The 20,175-nt window shown below is 62.9% G+C and carries 16 protein-coding genes; all 16 read left to right on the plus strand.

Going from position 1 to position 20,175, the window contains the following annotated elements; all coding sequences use genetic code 11:
• Nucleotides 1-2 precede the first annotated feature (2 nt).
• The 16 genes from hemH to KVP70_RS24045 all read left to right on the plus strand — a co-directional run bounded on the left by hemH (nucleotide 3) and on the right by KVP70_RS24045 (nucleotide 20,150).
• On the plus strand, nucleotides 3-1,112 hold the full coding sequence (gene hemH / locus KVP70_RS23970; RefSeq protein WP_217944954.1) for a ferrochelatase: 1,110 nt from the start codon (nucleotides 3-5) through the stop codon (nucleotides 1,110-1,112).
• A 424-nt stretch (nucleotides 1,113-1,536) separates the two neighbouring features.
• Nucleotides 1,537-2,079, plus strand: a complete 543-nt coding sequence (grpE, locus tag KVP70_RS23975; protein WP_217944955.1) for a nucleotide exchange factor GrpE — start codon at nucleotides 1,537-1,539, stop codon at nucleotides 2,077-2,079.
• A gap of 91 nt (nucleotides 2,080-2,170) precedes the next feature.
• Nucleotides 2,171-4,117, plus strand: coding sequence for a molecular chaperone DnaK (dnaK, locus tag KVP70_RS23980; protein ID WP_217944956.1), 1,947 nt, complete (start codon nucleotides 2,171-2,173; stop codon nucleotides 4,115-4,117).
• A 121-nt stretch (nucleotides 4,118-4,238) separates the two neighbouring features.
• Nucleotides 4,239-5,369 (plus strand): molecular chaperone DnaJ, encoded by a 1,131-nt coding sequence (dnaJ, locus tag KVP70_RS23985; RefSeq protein WP_166106693.1) that lies wholly within the window; start codon nucleotides 4,239-4,241, stop codon nucleotides 5,367-5,369.
• A 103-nt stretch (nucleotides 5,370-5,472) separates the two neighbouring features.
• A complete protein-coding gene (can, locus tag KVP70_RS23990) occupies nucleotides 5,473-6,150 on the plus strand; it encodes a carbonate dehydratase (protein WP_217944957.1) in 678 nt (225 codons plus the stop codon).
• Between the two features lie 134 nt (nucleotides 6,151-6,284).
• Nucleotides 6,285-6,908, plus strand: a complete 624-nt coding sequence (locus tag KVP70_RS23995; protein ID WP_217944958.1) for an ANTAR domain-containing response regulator — start codon at nucleotides 6,285-6,287, stop codon at nucleotides 6,906-6,908.
• 376 nt (nucleotides 6,909-7,284) lie between these two features.
• Entirely contained in the window at nucleotides 7,285-8,457 is a 1,173-nt protein-coding gene (locus tag KVP70_RS24000; protein ID WP_217944959.1) for a CmpA/NrtA family ABC transporter substrate-binding protein, read from the plus strand.
• 12 nt (nucleotides 8,458-8,469) lie between these two features.
• Nucleotides 8,470-9,357: a nitrate ABC transporter permease gene (ntrB, locus tag KVP70_RS24005; RefSeq protein ID WP_217944960.1), complete on the plus strand. Its 888-nt coding sequence runs from the start codon at nucleotides 8,470-8,472 to the stop codon at nucleotides 9,355-9,357.
• A 12-nt stretch (nucleotides 9,358-9,369) separates the two neighbouring features.
• Nucleotides 9,370-10,176 carry an ABC transporter ATP-binding protein gene (locus KVP70_RS24010; RefSeq protein ID WP_217944961.1) on the plus strand — a complete coding sequence of 269 codons (807 nt, stop codon included), beginning with the start codon at nucleotides 9,370-9,372 and terminating at the stop codon, nucleotides 10,174-10,176.
• Nucleotides 10,176-10,847 (plus strand): methyl-accepting chemotaxis protein, encoded by a 672-nt coding sequence (locus tag KVP70_RS24015; protein ID WP_229225056.1) that lies wholly within the window; start codon nucleotides 10,176-10,178, stop codon nucleotides 10,845-10,847. The genes KVP70_RS24010 and KVP70_RS24015 overlap by 1 nt, the downstream gene beginning before the upstream one ends.
• A 10-nt stretch (nucleotides 10,848-10,857) precedes the next feature.
• Complete coding sequence (gene cobA, locus KVP70_RS24020) at nucleotides 10,858-11,613, plus strand: uroporphyrinogen-III C-methyltransferase (protein ID WP_217945034.1); 756 nt, start codon at nucleotides 10,858-10,860, stop codon at nucleotides 11,611-11,613.
• A gap of 381 nt (nucleotides 11,614-11,994) precedes the next feature.
• The gene (locus KVP70_RS24025) at nucleotides 11,995-13,299 is read left to right on the plus strand and encodes an MFS transporter (RefSeq protein ID WP_217944962.1); all 1,305 of its coding nucleotides are present in this window, start codon (nucleotides 11,995-11,997) and stop codon (nucleotides 13,297-13,299) included.
• Between the two features lie 9 nt (nucleotides 13,300-13,308).
• On the plus strand, nucleotides 13,309-15,840 hold the full coding sequence (nirB, locus tag KVP70_RS24030) for a nitrite reductase large subunit NirB (protein WP_217944963.1): 2,532 nt from the start codon (nucleotides 13,309-13,311) through the stop codon (nucleotides 15,838-15,840).
• A gap of 10 nt (nucleotides 15,841-15,850) precedes the next feature.
• Nucleotides 15,851-16,198, plus strand: a complete 348-nt coding sequence (gene nirD / locus KVP70_RS24035; protein ID WP_217944964.1) for a nitrite reductase small subunit NirD — start codon at nucleotides 15,851-15,853, stop codon at nucleotides 16,196-16,198.
• Nucleotides 16,195-17,409, plus strand: a complete 1,215-nt coding sequence (locus KVP70_RS24040; RefSeq protein ID WP_217944965.1) for an NAD(P)/FAD-dependent oxidoreductase — start codon at nucleotides 16,195-16,197, stop codon at nucleotides 17,407-17,409. The genes nirD and KVP70_RS24040 overlap by 4 nt, the downstream gene beginning before the upstream one ends.
• Nucleotides 17,410-17,426: 17 nt before the next feature.
• Nucleotides 17,427-20,150: a nitrate reductase gene (locus KVP70_RS24045; protein ID WP_217944966.1), complete on the plus strand. Its 2,724-nt coding sequence runs from the start codon at nucleotides 17,427-17,429 to the stop codon at nucleotides 20,148-20,150.
• Nucleotides 20,151-20,175: the final 25 nt, after the last annotated feature.

Raw genomic sequence — 20,175 nt, forward strand, 5'->3', positions numbered from 1 at the left:
ACATGACCTTCCTCAAAGAACCTCCCTACAAGCATGGCACGGTTGGCCGTAGCGCCATCGTGCTGGTCAACCTGGGCACGCCCGACGCGCCGACCCGCTCGGCGGTGCGCCGCTACCTGAAGGAATTCCTGTCCGATCCGCGCGTGGTCGAGATTCCGCGCGCCGTGTGGTGGTTCATCCTCAACCTGATTATCCTGCCATTCCGCTCCGGCCAGTCGGCTAAAAAATATGCGTCGATCTGGACCCGCGAGGGCTCGCCGCTGAAGGTGCACACCGCCGCCCAGGCCATGCTGCTGCGCGGCGCGCTGGGCGAACGCGGCCACCAGAACCTGACCGTGGCGATGGCCATGCGCTACGGCTCGCCGTCGCTGCCCGAGGTGCTGGCCAAGCTCAAGGCCGACGGCGTCGAACGCATCGTCGTGCTGCCCGCCTATCCACAGTATTCGGGCACCACCACCGGCTCGATCTACGACGCCGTGTTCGGGCACTACGGCGCGGTGCGCAACATCCCCGAGCTGCGCTTCGTGCGCAACTACCACGACCACGACGGCTACATCCGCGCGCTGCGCCAGTCGGTGCAGGCGCACTGGGACGCCCACGGCCGCCCGGACAAGCTGGTGCTGAGCTTCCACGGCGTGCCCAAGCGCACGCTGATGCTGGGCGATCCCTACCACTGCGAATGCCTGAAGACCGCCCGTCTGCTGGCCGCCGCGCTGAAACTGTCGCCCGATCAATACGTCGTCACCTTCCAGTCGCGCTTCGGCAAGGCCGAGTGGCTGCAACCCTACACGGCGCCCACCATTGCCCAGCTGGCGCGCGACGGCGTCCAGCGCGTCGACGTGCTGTGTCCCGGCTTCACCAGCGATTGCCTGGAAACGCTGGAGGAAATCGCGATGGAGGTGCGGCACGACTTCGAGCAGGCCGGCGGCCGCGAATTCCACTACATTCCCTGCCTGAACGAATCGCCGGCCTGGATCGCCGCCTTGGCGGAAATTGCCGAGCAGCACATGATCGGCTGGCCGACGCAGATGGTTGCGGCCCAGCATGATGAAGTCAAGAAAGATGCGGAGACCGGCCGCGCCGCCGCCCTCAAACTGGGCGCCGCCGACTGAAAAGAGACAGTCTCGCCACAACTGCGTCCGGACAGCGTAATCAGCACTTGCGGGTGACGAGTGCCAGCCTGTTAAAATAGCCGGCTGAAGGGGAAGTCGGCATAGCAGATCCATGCCGTCGCCAGGACGATGTACACCAGGATGGATGCTGCAATCAGTGGCAACTTCATGGTGAGGCGCTCCCGGAAAAACTGCCGCGATGGTTGTCTTTAGTACATCATAGACGCTGCGCCGCAAAAAAGTAGAGCCTGCACAGACGAAGTTTTGTAACGCGTGTTACATGAGGCCGCTTGTGGGGCAATGCGTGCTGGCGATGATGAAATAACGGGCAGAATAACCCTTGAAAAGATAGGTTATCGCCCCATTTGCAGCCAGTGCAGTAAGAAAAGTAATGTCAAACAAATACGATAGTAGGAGTCTATAGATGCAAGATCAGGAAAACCAAGCCGTACCTAATCCAGAGGCGGCTGCTGCCGCTGCGTCGGCCCCGCCATCGAATCCTGACCAGCCTACGCTGGAGGAGCAGCTGTCGGCCACCGAAGCGAAACTGGCCGAGATGCACGACGCCTTCATGCGCGCCAAGGCCGACGGTGAAAACATCCGTCGCCGCGCCCAGGAAGACGTGGCCAAGGCCCACAAGTTCGCCGTTGAAAGCTTCGCCGAGGCCATGGTGCCGGTCAAGGACAGCCTGGAAATGGCCCTGAAGGTCGAAACGCCATCGATCGAATCGCTGAAGGAAGGCGTGGAAATGACGCTCAAGCAGCTGTCGTCGGCCTTCGAGAAAAATCGCTTGCTGGAGATTCTGCCGGCGCAGGGCGACAAGCTGGACCCGAACAAGCACCAGGCGGTCGCCGTGGTGCCTGCGGACCAGGAAGCCAATACGGTAGTTTCCGTACTGCAAAAAGGCTATATGATCGCGGACCGCCTGCTGCGTCCCGCCATCGTGACCGCGGCGCAAGCAAAGTAATTTGCGGATTCGCCGAACTAAGCACTTGAAAACATACAGCATTTCCACATATTAGTACCATCTGAACTTTAGCAAATAAGGAAGAAAAATCATGGGTAGAATTATCGGTATCGATCTGGGAACCACGAATTCCTGCGTTTCCATCATGGAAAATGGTCAGCCAAAGGTAATCGAAAACGCCGAAGGCGCGCGCACGACGCCATCGATCATTGCTTACCAAGAAGATGGTGAAATCCTCGTTGGCGCGCCGGCAAAACGCCAGGCCGTCACCAATCCGAAGAACACGCTGTTCGCCGTCAAACGTCTGATCGGCCGCAAGTTCGACGAAAAAGAAGTGCAGAAGGACATCGGCCTGATGCCTTACTCGATCATGAAAGCCGACAACGGCGATGCATGGATCGGCGTGCGCGACAAGAAACTGGCTCCGCCGCAAATCTCGGCTGAAGTGCTGCGCAAGATGAAGAAAACGGCTGAAGACTACCTTGGTGAAGAAGTCACCGAAGCCGTCATCACCGTGCCTGCGTACTTCAACGACTCGCAGCGCCAGGCTACCAAGGATGCCGGCCGTATCGCCGGCCTGGACGTCAAGCGCATCATCAACGAACCAACCGCGGCCGCACTGGCTTTCGGCCTGGACAAGACCGAAAAGGGCGACCGCAAGATCGCCGTGTATGACTTGGGCGGCGGTACCTTCGACGTGTCGATCATCGAGATCGCCGACGTCGATGGCGAAAAACAATTCGAAGTGCTGTCGACCAACGGCGACACCTTCCTGGGCGGCGAAGACTTCGACCAGCGCATCATCGATTACATCATCGAAGAGTTCAAGAAGATCAACGGCCTGGACCTGAAAAAAGATCCGATCGCCCTGCAGCGCATCAAGGCTTCGGCCGAGCGCGCGAAGATCGAACTGTCGTCGTCGCAGCAGACCGAGATCAACGAGCCGTACATCGCCATGGCGAACGGCGCGCCGGTCCACCTGACGCTGAAGATGACCCGCGCCAAGCTGGAATCGCTGGTCGAGGAACTGATCAACGCGACCATGGAACCATGCCGCACCGCGATCAAGGATGCCGGCGTCAAGGTTTCGGACATCGACGACATCATCCTGGTCGGCGGCATGACCCGCATGCCTAAGGTGCAGGAAAAAGTTAAAGAGTTCTTCGGCAAAGACCCACGCAAGGACGTCAACCCGGATGAAGCCGTCGCCGTTGGCGCCGCGATCCAGGGCTCGGTGCTGTCGGGCGAACGCAAGGACTTGCTGCTGCTGGATGTGACGCCTCTGTCGCTGGGTATCGAAACCCTGGGCGGCGTGATGACCAAGATGATCCACAAGAACACCACGATTCCTACCAAGTTCTCGCAAGTGTTCTCGACCGCCGACGACAACCAGCCGGCGGTGACCATCAAGGTCTACCAGGGTGAGCGTGAAATCGCGGCCGGCAACAAGGGCCTGGGCGAATTCAATCTGGAAGGCATCCCGCCAGCATCGCGCGGCACGCCACAGATCGAAGTGACCTTCGACATCGACGCCAACGGCATTCTGCACGTCGGCGCCAAGGACAAGGCCACCGGCAAGGAAAACAAGATCACGATCAAGGCCAACTCCGGCCTGACCGAAGCTGAGATCCAGAAGATGGTGAAGGATGCCGAAGTCAACGCCGAAGAAGACAAGAAAGTGAAAGAGCTGGCCGAATCGCGCAACCAGGCCGACGCGCTGGTGCACTCGACCCGCAAATCGCTGACCGAATACGGCGACAAGCTGGAAGCGGGCGAGAAGGAAAAAATCGAAGCTGCGATCACCGACCTGGAAGGTTCGATCAAGGCCGGCGACAAGGCCGAGATCGACGCCAAAGTGGCATCGCTGTCGACCGCTTCGCAGAAGCTGGGCGAGAAGATGTACGCTGACATGCAGGCGCAGCAAGCTGCCGCCGGCGGCGGTGCTGAAGGCGCGCAGGCTGGCGCGGGCGCCGAGCAGGCCAAGCCGCAGGACGACGTGGTCGACGCCGACTTCAAAGAAGTCAAAGACAGCAAGTAATATCGCCATCCCCGCATAGGGGAGGACGAGCGCCGAGTCGTGTGGCCGTGTATAACGGCGCCGGCTCGGCTTTTTAGCATAAACAGTACATCAGTATTCAATACAGCAAGGTGCCGACAATATGGCAAAGCGAGATTTCTACGAGACACTTGGTGTCGCCAAAAACGCGTCGGAAGACGAGATCAAGAAGTCGTATCGCAAACTGGCGATGAAATACCATCCGGACCGCAATCCGGATAGCAAAGAGTCTGAAGAAAAATTCAAGGAAGTCAAAGAAGCCTACGAGATGCTGACCAATCCGGAGAAGCGCGAAGCGTATGACCGTTACGGTCACGCCGGCGTCGATCCGAACATGGGCGGCGGCGGTGGCTTCGGCGGCGGCGCCGGCGGTTTCGGCGATGCCTTCGGCGACATCTTCGGCGACATCTTCGGTGGCGGCGGCCGCGGCCGCAGCCAGGGCCCGCAGGTATATCGCGGCGCTGATTTGCGCTATAACCTGGAGATTACGCTGGAGCAGGCCGCGCACGGCTTCGACACCACCATTCGCGTGCCGTCCTGGGACAAGTGCGACACCTGCCACGGTTCGGGCGCCAAGCCCGGCACCTCGCCGGTCACGTGCTCGACCTGCGCCGGCCACGGCCAGGTGCGCATGCAGCAGGGCTTCTTCAGCATCCAGCAGACCTGCCCGAAATGCCACGGCACCGGCAAGATCATCCCCGAGCCATGCGCGGCCTGCGCCGGCCAGGGCCGCATCAAGCGCAACAAGACGCTGGAAGTGAAGATCCCGGTCGGCATCGACAACGGCATGCGCATCCGCTCGTCCGGCAACGGCGAGCCGGGCACCAACGGCGGACCATCGGGCGACCTGTATGTGGAAATCCACATCAAGCCGCACAGTGTGTTCCAGCGCGAGGGCGACGACCTGCACTGCGAAATGCCGATCTCGTTCGCCAAGGCGGCTTTGGGCGGCGACATCGAGGTTCCGACTTTGTCTGGTAAAGTGTCGTTCACGATTCCTGAAGGCACCCAGTCGGGCAAGACCTTCCGCCTCAAGGGCAAGGGCATCAAGGGCGTGCGTTCCGGCTTCGCGGGCGACTTGTTCTGCCACGTGGCGGTCGAGACCCCGGTCAAGCTGACCGAGAAGCAGAAGGACATGCTGCGCGATTTCGAAAAGCTGACCACCGAAGGCGGTTCCAAGCACAGCCCGCAAAGCAAGACCTGGCGCGACAAGGTGAAGGACTTTTTCGAGTAAAGATTTCGAGTAACTGCGACGTCATGCAGTCTTGGTAATATCGGACCGCCGCGCCACCCTTTCCGGGTGGACCGGCGGTCTTCTTATGTACGAGAGGAGCATCATGAGTGATCTGGACAACAGCAATTCCCCGTTGAGCGACCTGCTGGACAACAACCGCCGCTGGGCCGAATCGGAAGTCGAGCGCGATCCGGACTTCTTCAACCGCCTGGCGCAGCAAGCCTCGCCGGAATACCTGTGGATAGGCTGCTCGGACAGCCGCGTGCCGGCGAACGAGCTGCTGGGCCTGGCGCCTGGCGACGTCTTCGTCCATCGCAACATCGCCAATGTGGTGGTGCACTCGGACCTGAACTGCCTGTCGGTCTTGCAGTTCGCGATAGATGTGCTGAAAGTGAAGCATGTGATCATCGTCGGCCACTACGGCTGCAAGGGCGTGCACGCGGCGATGACCGGCACCCGCGTCGGCCTGGCCGACAACTGGCTGCGCCACGTGCAGGACGTGCACCAGAAGCATGAGCGCTACCTCGGCGATATCCTGCCGAGCAAGAAGCGTTCGGAGCGCCTGTGCGAGCTGAACGTGGTCGAGCAGGTGGCCAACGTCTGCCAGACCACCATCGTGCAGGACGCCTGGGACCGCGGCCAGAACGTCACGGTGCACGGCTGGGTTTACGGCCTGAAGGACGGCAAGCTGCACGACCTGGAGATGACCGTCTCCGCCGCCCACGAACTGGCGCCGCGCCTGGCCAGGCGCCTGGGCGTGTACGAAGCGGAAATCGCCTGATTTCCGACGCGGTCCGTTGCCGCACCGTTGGCGGCGGACCGCAATCGCTGGCAGGACAGCGGCTTTGTGCCGTAGAATGGATTGATTCTTGCTTGCATAAGCGTCATGAACCAACTCCAATACTCCGCATGACCATGAAACATTTACGCATAGTGGTCGTCAACACCATCATCCACGCCGGCGACGAGGATGACGAAGCGCTGCGTGCACAGGCCGAGCGCGCCCGCGCGTTGCGCATCGGCTTGCTCGAAGCGGGCTACGACATCATCGCTTCGCTGCCGCCGGACATGTATTTGCCCGAGCGCATAGCACAGCTGCAACCCGACATGATCATCGTCGACGCCGAATCCGACGCCCGCGACGTGCTGGAGCACATCGTCATCGCCACCCGCGACGAGCGCCGTCCCATCGTCATGTTCACCGAGAGCGACGACACCGAGAGCATGGAGGCCGCCATGGCGGCCGGCGTGTCGGCCTACATCGTGGCCGGCCTGCAGAGCGACCGCATCAAGCCGGTGCTGCAGGTGGCGCTGGCGCGCTTCAAGCGCGAGCAGAAGCTGCTGGACGAGCTGTCCGACACCAAGAGCAAGCTGGCCGAACGCAAGATCATCGAACGCGCCAAGGGCCTGTTGATGGAACGCCAAGGTTTCACCGAAGAGCAAGCCTTTCAAAAGCTGCGCAGCATGGCGATGAGCAAGAACCTCAAGCTGTCCGAGGTGGCCCAGCGCATCCTCGACGTCGAAGACCTGCTCGGCTAAATCCCGTCCAAAATGATGCGCTGCGCAATAGCAGTGCGTTTTCTGCGCCATCGCACGGCGCTGTCATCCGCCCGATTCCCGCTTTCTTCCTCTGTAAACTTGCTGGCACAGACATTGCATAGCTTGTAGGCAAGCGCAACGATGCGCTTGCTGTACCTCGCCAACGGCGGTGAGGTCCACCAGACAACGACGTCTACACTCATGAATCCGTTCATGTTGGGTAGACTTTTTTTTTGCCGTTTTGTCTTGCTGACTACATGAGGGATTTGCGATGGAATATGAAGAACCAAAAGCGGGCAACGACCTGCCATCCGACACTGTGAACACCAAGCGTCGGCAAATCATTCATGGCGCAGGCCTGGTAGCGGGGGGAAGCATGTTGGGATTGGCAACGGGTGGGGTGTGGGCGGCGGGTTCGGACAAGCCGGAGAAGGAAGAAATCAAGATCGGCTTCATTCCGCTGACCGACTGCGCGTCGGTGGTGATGGCCTCGGTGCTGGGCTTCGACAAGAAATACGGCGTCAAATTCGTGCTGAGCAAAGAGGCTTCCTGGGCCGGCGTGCGCGACAAGCTGGCCAACGGCGATCTGGACGCGGCCCATGTGCTGTATGGCCTGCTTTACGGCGTGCAGATGGGCATCGGCGGCCAGAAGAAGGACATGGCGGTGCTGATGGGCCTGAACAACAACGGCCAGGCCATCACGCTGTCGAAGAAGCTGGCCGACAAGGGCGCCGTCGACGGCGCGTCGCTGGCCAAGCTGATGCAGACCGACAAGCGCGAATACACCTTCGCCCAGACCTTCCCGACCGGCACCCACGCGATGTGGCTCTACTACTGGCTGGCCGCCAACGGCATCAATCCGATGAAGGACGCCAAGGTCATCACCGTGCCGCCGCCGCAGATGGTGGCCAATATGCGGGTCGGGAACATGGACGGCTTCTGCGTGGGCGAACCGTGGGGCCACCGCGCCATCATGGACGGCGTCGGCATCACCGCCACCACGACGCAGGACATCTGGAAGGACCATCCGGAAAAGGTGCTCGGCTCGACGCTGGAATTCGCCAAGAAGTATCCGAACACCTGCCGCGCGATGATGGCCGCCATCCTCGACGCCGGCAAATGGATCGACGCCTCGCTGGCCAACAAGAACAAGATGGCCGAGGTCATCGCCGACAAGTCCTACGTCAACACCAGCAAGGACGCGATCGACCAGCGCATCATGGGCCGCTACCAGAATGGCCTGGGCAAGACCTGGGACGACCAGAACTACATGAAGTTCTACAACGACGGCGCGGTCAACTTCCCGTACCTGTCGGACGGCATGTGGTTCATGACGCAGCACCGCCGCTGGGGTCTGCTGAAGGACGATCCGGACTACCTGGCCGTGGCCACCTCGGTCAACCAGATCGACCTGTACAAGGACGCCGCGGCGATGACCAAGACGCCGGTGCCGAAAAGCCCGCTGCGCACCTCGAAGCTGATGGATGGTTCCGTATGGGACGGCAAGAACCCGAAAGCGTTCGCCGCCTCGTTCAAAATCAAAGCCTGATAGGGGAATGCCATGAACGCCATGCTCAAACCCGAAAGCGCCGCGCCAATAGAGACACCGGCTGCGGTGCGCCGTCCGCGTCGTCCGCTGGCCGCCAACTCGACGTCGCGCGTGCGGCAGCAGGTGTCGGCCACGGTGATGAAGATCGTCGCGCCCTTGCTGGGCGCCGCGCTGCTGGTGCTGGTCTGGCAGATCATCACCATCAAGAACGCCAGCTTCCCGACGCCGATGACGACCTTGCAGGAAGCGATCAAGCTGTTCTCAGATCCGTTCTACAGCAAAAGCCCGAATGACCAGGGCATAGGCTGGAACATCCTGGCGTCCCTGCAGCGGGTGGCGGTGGGCTTCGGCTTGGCGGCGCTGGTGGGCATTCCGCTGGGCTTCCTGATCGGCCGCGTGCAGTTCGTCGGCAGCATGTTCGGGCCGATTATCAGCCTGCTCAAGCCGGTGTCGCCGCTGGCCTGGCTGCCTATCGGGCTGCTGGTGTTCAAGTCCGCCAACCCTGCCGCCATCTGGTCGATCTTCATCTGCTCGATCTGGCCGATGATCATCAACACCGCCGTCGGCGTACAGCGCGTGCCGCAGGATTACATGAACGTGGCCAAGGTGCTGAACCTGTCGGAATGGAAGGTGCTGACCAAGATCCTGCTGCCGTCCGCGCTGCCCTACATCCTGACCGGCGTGCGGCTGTCGATCGGCACCGCGTGGCTGGTGATCGTCGCGGCGGAAATGCTGACCGGCGGGGTGGGCATCGGCTTCTGGGTGTGGGACGAGTGGAACAACCTCAATGTCCCGCACATCATCATCGCCATCGTCGCCATCGGCGTGGTTGGCCTGATGCTGGAGCAGGCGCTGATGGCGCTGGCCCGCGCCTTCACCTACGAACAAGTATCCAACTAAAGGACCACGATCATGGACGAGCCAAAATTCATCGATATCGAAGGCGTGGAGATGGTGTTCCATACCCGGAAGGGCGTGTTCCACGCGCTGCGCGAGATCGACCTGACGGTGCGCAAGGGAGAGTTCATCACGCTGATCGGCCACTCGGGTTGCGGCAAATCGACCTTGCTGAACCTGATCGCCGGCCTGCTCAAGCCCACGGACGGCGTGCTGTTGTGCGCCAACCGCGAGATCGCCGGGCCGTCGCCGGAGCGCTCGGTGGTGTTCCAGAACCATTCGCTGCTGCCCTGGTTGACCTGCTACGAAAACATCCACCTCGGCGTGGAGCGGGTGTTCGGTAAGACCGAGTCGCGCATCCAGCTGCGCGAGCGCACCATGCAGGCGTTGGCGCTGGTGGGCCTGACGGCTGCGGAGTCCAAGCGCCCGCATGAAATCTCGGGCGGCATGAAGCAGCGCGTCGGCATCGCCCGCGCGCTGGCGATGGAGCCGAAAGTGCTGCTGATGGATGAACCCTTCGGCGCGCTCGATGCGCTGACCCGCGCGCACCTGCAGGACGAGCTGCTGAAGATCGTCGCCGCCACCAAGTCGACGGTGGTGATGGTCACGCACGATGTGGACGAAGCGGTGCTGCTGTCCGACCGCATCGTCATGATGACCAACGGCCCGGCGGCGACCATCGGCGAAATCGTCGACGTGCAGCTGGACCGTCCGCGCGACCGCGTGGCGCTGGCGCAGGATGCGCGTTATTCCGAGTACCGCACCGCAGTGCTGGAGTTCTTGTATCGCAAACAAGCCCACCCCACGAAGGAAGCCGCCTGATGGACATGACCACACCCCCGATGGCGCCGGAAGGCGCCGCCAAGAAAGCGCTGACCGGCGAAATGTTCGGCGCCTTGATCAACCTGTCGGGCCGGCGCCGCTTCACGTCGCAGCGCATCGTGCTGTATGCGCTGCTGGCGTCGCAAGGGCAGGCGGAGGGTGTGGCTGTCGCGCAGGAGGCGCTGGCGCTGTTCCGTGGCGCCCACAAGTCCCTGCTGGCCGAGAAGGATGGCTTGCCGGGCGTGTTCTGTACCGAGCTGCACCAGGCCTACTTCGGCAAGCTCGATGGCGACCGTCAGATCGCCGCCTTTGCCGACCTGGGCGAGCGCGCCCTGCAGGCGATCGAACAGGGTTCGCCGCGTGGCGCGGAGCTGCTGGCGGAACTGGTGCGCATCACCACGCCGACGCTGGCGATCCTCAATACGATCACCAGCATCTACGAAGAGCAGGCCAAGCTGAATGCGCGCCTGGTGCGCAAGCAGCTGCGCGACGTGATCACCGATATCGACACGATCAACCGCCAGGCGCGCATGGTGGCCTTCAATGCGCGCATCGTCGCGGCGCGGGCGGGGCACGCAGGCAAGGAATTCTCGGTGGTGGCGGGCGTACTGTCCAACATCACCGGCGAGATTGATGAAATGGTCAACGCGGCGCTGGCCGCCGCAGGTTGAGGAGAAGATGATGGGCAACGTAACCCTGGTAGGCGCCGGCCCCGGCGATCCGGAACTGTTGACGTTAAAGGCTGTCCGCGCCATCGAGCGTGCCGACGTGGTGCTGATCGATGACCTGGTCAACCCGGAGATACTCAGCTTCGCGCCGTCCACCGCGCGGGTGATCCAGGTCGGCAAGCGTGGCGGCTGCGCCTCCACGCCGCAGGAATTCATCGAGCGGCTGATGATCGCCGAAGCGCGCGCGGGGCATCGCGTGGTGCGGCTCAAGGGCGGCGATCCGTATATGTTCGGCCGTGGCGGCGAAGAGCGCGCATCGCTGCGCGCGCACGGCATCGAGGTCGAGGTGGTGCCGGGCATCAGCAGCGGCCTGGCCGCGCCGAGCAGCATCGGCATACCTTTGACGCACCGCTCGTGGAGCCAGGGCGTGACCTTCGTCACTGGCCATGGCAAGGACGCGGAGTCCGAACCCGAATGGAAAGCGCTGGCGCAGAGCGGCCTGACGCTGGTGATCTACATGGGCGTGGCCCGCGTGGATGCGATCCAGGCCGGCTTGCTGGCCGGCGGCGCGGCGGCCGATACGCCGGTGGCGGTGGTGCAATCGGCCACGCGCGACAACCAGCGGCAGTTGCTGACCACACTGGGCCAACTGCCGCAAGCATTGCGCGACAGCGGCCTTGGCAGCCCAAGCATCATCGTCGTCGGCGACGTGGTGCGTTGCGCGGACGACTGGCAATCGCTGATCGAACCAGCCCGCGCCATTGCTTGAAAAACAAGGGGGTCAAGTCTGACATTCGGACACGAGCGCTACCGTAGCGGTGGTTACGGTAGCGCTCGTGTCCGAATGTCAGACTTGACCCTCCCTTATTTGGTACGCACCGTTGGTGCGCACCGATAGCGTGCATCGTGCACCGCAACATAGCACGGCGCCCGTGCAAACTAGGCCCGCTGCGGCCCGCTCCCCCGGCAATCAGGCCTTCCACGGTCTGGCACGGCTCTTGCAGTACAGAGGATAAGGGATCAACGGCGATCCCCCCGAATACAACCGCCGACCCAAAGACGGGGCGGCAGGACAACGGCGTCCGCCCAACCTGGTCTTAGGTGACCTTGGTTGTGCGGGCGCCTTTTTGTTTTCTGAACGGGATAATAAATGGCCACCAAAGCTACCAGCATCAAGCTCTTTTCGATTTCAACGCCTCAGATGCGGGCGTTCCACTTGACCTGGATGGCGTTCTTCGTCTGCTTCTTCGCCTGGTTTGCCTGCGCACCGCTGATGCCGGTGATTAAAGGTGAATTCGGCCTGAGCGTCGCGCAGATCGCCAACATCAACATCGCCGCCGTCGCCATCACCATCCTCGTGCGGCTGGTGGTCGGTCCCCTGTGCGACCATTTCGGTCCGCGCAAAACCTATACGGGCTTGCTGCTGCTGGGTTCCATCCCGGTGATCGGCGTCGCCTTCGCGCAGAGCTACGAGAGCTTCCTGCTGTTCCGCCTTGGTATCGGCGCGGCCGGCGCCAGCTTCGTCATCACGCAATACCATACCTCGGTGATGTTCGCGCCTAAGGTGGTGGGCACCGCCAACGCCGCCGCCGCAGGCTGGGGCAATGCCGGCGGCGGTGTGGCGCAAGCCGTGATGCCGCTGCTGATGACCGCCATGGTCATGCTGGGCGTGAGCGAAACCTACGGCTGGCGCGCCGCGCTGCTGGTGCCGGGCGTGCTGATGATCGTCATGGCCGGCGTCTACTATCGCTTCACGCAGGACTGCCCGCAAGGGAACTTCAGCGAACTGCGCGCGGCTGGCATCACCATCGACGGCGGAAAAAAAGGTGGCTGGGATAGTTTCAAGCTGGCCTCCACCAATTACCGCGTATGGATGCTGTTCATCACCTACGGCGCCTGCTTCGGCATCGAGATCTTCATCCACAACATCGCCGCGATCTACTACGTCGACCACTTCAAACTGACGCTGCCCCAAGCCGGCATGGCGGCGGGCAGCTTTGGCCTGCTGGCGCTGTTCGCCCGTGCGCTGGGCGGCTGGGTGTCGGATAAATTCGCCGCCGCCGGCAACCTGAATAACCGCGTCACGCTGCTGTTCGTGTTGATGCTGGGCGAAGGCGCCGGCCTGCTGTTGTTCGCCAACGCCGGCACCGCAGCACTGGCAATCGGCGCCATGCTGGTCTTCGGCCTGTTCACCCACATGGCTTGCGGCGCGACCTACGCCATCGTGCCTTTCGTCGACAAGCGCGCCCTGGGCGGCGTGGCCGGCATCATCGGCGCCGGTGGCAACGTTGGCGCCGTGGCTGCGGGCTTCCTGATGAAGGGCCTGGGCAACGTGCAGCAGACCCTGAGCATACTCGGCATCGTCGTCGCCGCATCCGCGCTGTGCGCACTGGCGGCCCGCTTCAGCAGCAGCGCCGTCGAAGAAACCGCAACCGCCGCCGAGCTGGCAGCCTAAGAGGACATCATGAAGATTATCGTTATCGGCCACGGCATGGTTGGCCACAAATTCCTGGAGAGCCTGGCCAACAGTGGCGCCGCCAATCTGCAGGTGACGGTGCTGTGCGAAGAGCCGCGTCCCGCCTATGACCGCGTGCACCTGTCCGAATTCTTTTCCGGTAAATCGGCGGAAGACCTGTCGCTGGTGAAGCCAGGCTTCTTCGAGCGCGACGACATGGTGCTGCGCCTGAACACTCGCGCCACCCAGATCGACACTGCCCGCAAGACCGTCACCACCGCCGACGGCAATGTGCTGGACTACGACAAGCTGGTGATCGCCACCGGCTCGTTCCCGTTCGTGCCGCCACTGCCGGGCAAGGAGCGCAAGGACTGCTTCGTCTACCGCACCATCGAAGACCTGGAAGCGATGCTCGAATGCGGCAAGCGCTCCAAGACCGGCGTCGTTATCGGCGGCGGCCTGCTGGGCCTCGAATGCGCCAAGGCGCTGCGTGACATGAAGCTCGATACCCACGTGGTCGAATTCTCGCCGCGCCTGATGGCGGTGCAGGTGGACGACGGCGGCGCGCGCGTGCTGCGCCGGAAAATCGAAGAACTGGGCGTGACCGTCCACACGGGCAAAAACACCACCGCCATCGTCGACGGCGTCGATGGCACGCACCGCATGGAGTTCGCCGACGGCGGCCACCTGGATGCGGACATGATCGTGTTCTCGGCCGGTATCCGCCCGCGCGACATGCTGGCCCGCGAGAGCGGCCTGGCCATCGGTCCGCGCGGCGGCATCGAGATCAACAACAACTGCGTCACCTCCGACCCTGACGTCTACGCCATTGGCGAATGCGCGCTGTGGGGCGGCTTGATCTTCGGCCTGGTGGCGCCGGGCTATGAGATGGCGCGCGTCGCGGCCAAGCACATGCTGGGCGAAGCGGCGGAATTCGCCGGCGCCGACATGAGCACCAAATTGAAGCTGATGGGCGTGGACGTGGCCAGCATCGGCGACCCGCACGGCAAGGTCGAAGGCAGCCGCTCCTACCAGTTCACCGACGAGCGCAAACAGATCTACAAGAAGATCGTCGTATCCGACTGCGGCAAGTACCTGCTGGGCGGCGTGATGGTGGGCGACGCCAGCGAATACGGCACCTTGCTGCAAATGATGTTGAACAAAATCGAACTGCCGGAATCGCCGGAGTTCCTGATCCTGCCGCAATCGGACGGCGCGGCCAAGCCTGGCCTGGGTGTGGACGCGCTGCCGGAAGGCGCGCAGATCTGCTCCTGCAACGACGTCTCGAAAGGCGCGCTGTGCGCAGCGGTGGCCGGCGGCGCCACCAGCATCGGCGAACTGAAAAGCTGCACCAACGCCGGCACCTCCTGCGGCGGCTGCGTGCCATTAGTGACGCAGGTGATGAAGGCCGAGATGAAAAAGCTCGGCATGGCCGTCAACAACCACGTGTGCGAACACTTCGCATATTCGCGCCAGGAGCTGTTCCACCTGATCAAAGTCGGCCAGATCAAGAGCTTCGGCGACCTGTTGGCCAAACACGGCAAGGGTCTCGGTTGCGACGTCTGCAAACCGCTGGCGGCCAGCATCCTGGCGTCGGTGTGGAACGACTTCGTGCTGAAGAAGGAACACGCCAGCCTGCAGGACACCAACGACTACTTCCTCGGCAATATCCAGAAGGACGGCACCTACTCGGTGGTGCCGCGCATGCCGGGCGGCGAAGTCACGGCCGACGGCCTGATCGCGGTCGGCATGGTCGCCAAGAAGTACCAGCTGTACACCAAGATCACCGGCGGCGCCCGCGTCGACCTGTTCGGCGCGCGCGTCGAGCAGCTGCCGCTGATCTGGGAAGAGCTGATCGCCGCCGGCTTCGAATCCGGCCACGCCTACGGCAAGTCGCTGCGCACGGTGAAGTCCTGCGTTGGTTCGACCTGGTGCCGTTACGGCGTCGACGACTCCATCGGCCTGGCGATTGAACTGGAAAACCGCTACAAAGGCCTGCGCACGCCGCACAAGATCAAGTTCGGCGTATCCGGCTGCACCCGCGAATGCGCCGAAGCACAGGGCAAGGACGTGGGCGTGATCGCCACCGAAAAAGGCTGGAACATGTACGTGTGCGGCAACGGCGGCATGAAGCCGCGCCACGCCGAACTGCTGGCGACGGACCTGGACAAGGCCACGCTGATCAAATACATCGACCGCTTCCTGATGTTCTACACCCGCACCGGCGACCGCCTGCAACGCACCAGCGTATGGCGCGAGAACCTGGAAGGCGGCCTGGATTACCTGAAGCAAGTCGTCGTCAACGACAAACTGGGCATCGGCGCCGAGCTGGAAGCCGACATGCAGCACGTAGTCGACACCTATGCATGCGAGTGGAAGGAAGCCGTCGAGAATCCAGAAACCCGCAAGCGCTTCCGCCACTTCGTCAACAGCGAAAAGGGCGACGAGAACGTGTTGTTCATGGAAGAACGCGGACAGATTCGTCCGGCCACCGTGGAAGAACGCAAGCGCGTGATTCCGATCGCAGTCAAGGCAGCTTGAGGAGAACTTTATGCATCGCGATATTCAAACCGATAACTGGATCGCCGTCTGCAACCTGGACGAGATCGTGCCCAACACCGGCGTGTGCGCCTTGTTGAACCAGCAGCAGGTCGCCGTGTTCCATGTGGACGACGGCAACCCGCGCGTGTTCGCCATCGATAACTACGATCCGAATTCCGAAGCTTCCGTGCTGTCGCGCGGCCTGGTGGGCAACCTGGGCGAACGCATCGTGGTCGCCTCGCCGATCTACAAACAGCACTTCGACCTGCAAACGGGCGAGTGCCTGGAAGCGCCGGAACATTCGGTCGGCATCTATCCCGCCCGTATCGACGGCGGCAAAGTCTGGGTAGGCCTGTGAAACCCTCGCTGGTCGTGATCGGCAACGGCATGGCCGGCATGCGTACGGTCGAGGAGCTGTACAAACTGGCGCCGGACATGTACGACATCACCGTGTTCGGCGCCGAGCCGCACGGTAACTACAACCGCATCCTGCTGTCGCCTGTACTGGCGGGCGAAAAGAGCATGGAAGACATCATGCTCAACACGCGCGAATGGTACGTCCAGCATGGCATCACGCTGCACGCCGGCGATCCGGTCGAGCATATCGACCGCCGCAAGCGGGTCGTGCGCGCGCGCTCCGGGCTGGAAGTGCATTACGACCGTCTGTTGATCGCCACCGGTTCCAAGCCTTTCATCATTCCCGTACCAGGCCACCAGTTGCCCGGCGTGCTGGCCTTCCGCGATATCCAGGACGTGGAGACCATGCTGGCGATGGCGCGCAATCACCGCCACGCGGTGGTGATCGGCGGCGGCCTGCTGGGTCTTGAAGCGGCCAACGGCCTGCAACGCCAGGGCATGTCCGTCACCGTGGTCCACGTGACCGACGCGCTGATGAACCAGCAGCTCGACAAGCCCGCCGCGCTATTGCTGCAAAAAGCGCTGGAAGCCAAGGGGCTGAAGTTCATGATGAACGCCCAGACCGCTGAAATCGTCGGCCCGGACCGCGTGCGCGCGGTGCGTTTCAAGGACAACAGCGAGATCCCTGCCGACCTGGTGGTGATGACCGCCGGCGTGCGTCCGAATATCGACCTGGCCAAGTCGGCCGGCTTGCATTGCGAACGCGCCATCGTGGTGGACGACACGCTGCAAACCTACGACCCGCGCGTGTATGCTGTGGGCGAGTGCGTGCAGCACCGCAGCGCGACCTTCGGCCTGGTGGCGCCGATCTGGGACCAGGCGCGCGTTTGCGGCGCCCACCTGGCTGGCGCCGGCGTGCGCCGCTACGTGCAGCAGACATCGCCGACGCGTTTGAAAGTAACCGGCGTGGACCTGTACTCGGTCGGCGATTTCGTCGGCGGCGAAGGCAGCGAGGACTTGGTGCTGCGCGACGCGCGGCGCGGCGTCTACAAGCGGCTGGTGTTGAAGGACGGGCGCGTGACCGGCGCCGTGCTGTATGGCGATGTCAAGGATGGCCCGTGGTACTTCAACCTGATTCAAAACCGCACCGACATTACGCCGATCCGGCAAAACCTGTTGTTTGGCGAAGCGCTTTCCGCGCGCGCCGCATGATTTGAGCGAGAAGCATCTTGAACCTGTCCACTGACCATCTTGCAGTACGCACCACCTGCGCCTATTGCGGCGTCGGTTGCGGCGTGCAGGCCACGCCCAAGGCCGACGGCACGATCGCCATCGTCGGCGACAAGCTGCATCCTGCGAACAAGGGCCGCTTGTGCGTCAAGGGCTCGGCCTTGGGCGAGACGGTAGGCCTGGAAGGCCGCCTGCTGTATCCGCAACTGCGCGATGCGGACGGCTTGCGCCGTGTGTCGTGGGATGCCGCGCTGGATAAAGTCGCCGACGGCTGGCGCGCCATCATCGCCGAGCATGGCCCGGATGCGGTGGCGCTGTATGTCTCCGGCCAGCTGCTGACCGAGGACTACTACGTCGCCAATAAGCTAATGAAGGGCTACGTCGGCAGCGCCAATATCGACACCAACTCGCGGCTGTGCATGTCGTCGGCGGTGGCCGGCTACAAGCGCGCCTTCGGCGAAGACCTGGTGCCGCTGTGCTACGACGACCTGGAACTGGCCGACATGGTGGTGCTGGTCGGCTCCAACACCGCGTGGTGCCATCCCATCCTGTTCCAGCGCATCCTCAAGGCCAAGGAAAGCCGGCCGGAGATGAAGATCGTCGTCATCGATCCGCGCCGTACCGCCACCTGCGAGCTGGCCGACCTGCACCTGCCGGTCAAGGCGGGCACCGATGTGTGGCTGTTCAATGGTTTGCTGAGCTACCTGGCGCGCATCGGCGCGGTCGATCCGGCGTTTGTCGGACACCACACCAACGGGCTGGATGCGGCGCTGGAAACGGCCAACATCGATTGCAGCGATCCCGCCGCCGTGGCGAAGATCTGCCGCATCGAACTGCCGGTGCTGATGGAGTTCTACGAATCGTTCGCCGCCACGCGCAAGACCATCACCGCCTTCTCGATGGGCGTCAATCAGTCGTCGGCCGGTACCGACAAGGTCAACGCCATCATCAACTGCCACCTGATCGGCGGCCGTATCGGCAAGCCGGGCATGGGTCCGTTCTCGATCACCGGACAGCCGAACGCGATGGGCGGCCGTGAAGTGGGCGGCCTGGCCAATATGCTGGCCGCGCACATGGACCTGGACCGCGCCGATCATCGCGAAGTGGTGCAAACCTTCTGGGACTCGCCGGCCATCGCCGCCAAACCTGGCCTGAAAGCGGTCGACCTGTTCCAGGCGATTGAAGCGGGCAAGGTCAAGGCAGTGTGGGTGATCGCCACCAATCCGATGGTCAGCATGCCGGACGCGGACCAGGTGCGGCGCGCGCTGGAAAAGTGCGAGCTGGTGGTCGCCACCGACATCATGCAGAACACCGACACCAACGCCTATGCCGACGTGCTGCTGCCGGCGCTGGGCTGGGGCGAAAAGGACGGCACCGTCACCAATTCCGAACGCCGTGTTTCGCGCCAGCGCGCCTTCCTGCCGGCGCCTGGAGAAGCCCTGCCGGACTGGAAGATCCTGTCGCTGTTCGCTCAGCGCATGGGCTTTGGCGGCTTCGATTTCTGCGGCGCCCAGGGTGTGTTCGATGAACATGCGCGCCTGAGCGGCTTCCGCAACGCCATCGGCGACGTGCCGCGCGCCTTCGACATGTCCGGCCTGGCCGGTCTCAATCAACGCGAATACGACGAACTGGAACCGACCCAGTGGCCGGTGCGCCGCACCGCATCGGGCGAGCTGCAAGTCGAGGCGCGCCTGTTCAAGGACAACGTCTTTGCCCACGCCGACGGCAAGGCGCGCTTCATCGCCACCGCCACGCGCGCTCCGGCCAACGCCATTTGCGAAGACTTTCCGCTGACGCTCAACACCGGCCGCGTGCGCGACCAGTGGCACACCATGACGCGCACCGGCAAATCCGCCACGCTGGCCGACCACATCGCCGAATCCTTCGTCGACATCCATCCGCAGGACGCGCTGCTGCACGGCGTGCGCGAGGGCGAACTGGCGCGCGTCAGCTCCGCATGGGGCGCGATGGTGGCGCGCGTGCAGCACGGCGGCGGCATCCCGCGCGGCAGCGTGTTCATTCCCATCCACTGGTCGGGCCAGACCTCGTCCGATGCGCGCGTTGGCGCCCTGGTCAATCCGGTGGTCGATCCGGTCTCCGGCGAGCCGGAATTCAAGCACACGCCGGTGCGCATCGAGCAGTTCCGCGTGAACTGGCATGGCTTCATCCTGAGCCGCACCGAAATGAGCCTCGACAGCGTGGCCCACTGGACGCGCATCCAGGGCCGCGAATTCGCCCGCTACGAACTGGCCGGCCGCAACACCATCAAGGACTTCGGCGGCTGGGCGCGCGAGCTGCTGGGCGTGGCCGACCTGGACGCCGACTGGCTCGAATACGAAGACCGCACCGCCGGCGTGTACCGCGCCGTGCACGTGGTGAACGACCGCATCGAACAATGCATCTTCCTGTCGCCGCGCCAGGACATGCCGTCGCGCGCCTGGCTGGCCAGCCTGTTCGTCAAGCAGGAACTCAGCGAGATCGACCGCGTCGGCCTGCTGGTCGGCATGCCGGTCGAGAAGGGCGCCGATACCGGTCCTACCGTGTGCTCCTGCTTCGGCGTGGGCCGCAACACGATCTGCAGCGCCATCATCGAAAAGGACCTGAAAACGGTGCCGGAAGTGACGGCCTGCCTGAAAGCGGGCGGCAATTGCGGCTCCTGTGTGCCGGAGATTAAAAAGATTCTTGTGCAAACTCGGGTGGAGGCGGAGGAAGAAAGGTTGTAAACATGGTAAATTAGACCATCGATCG

It is taken from the genome of Duganella violaceipulchra, from assembly GCF_019166075.1.
In the GTDB taxonomy this organism is placed as follows: Bacteria; Pseudomonadota; Gammaproteobacteria; order Burkholderiales; family Burkholderiaceae_D; genus Rugamonas; species Rugamonas violaceipulchra.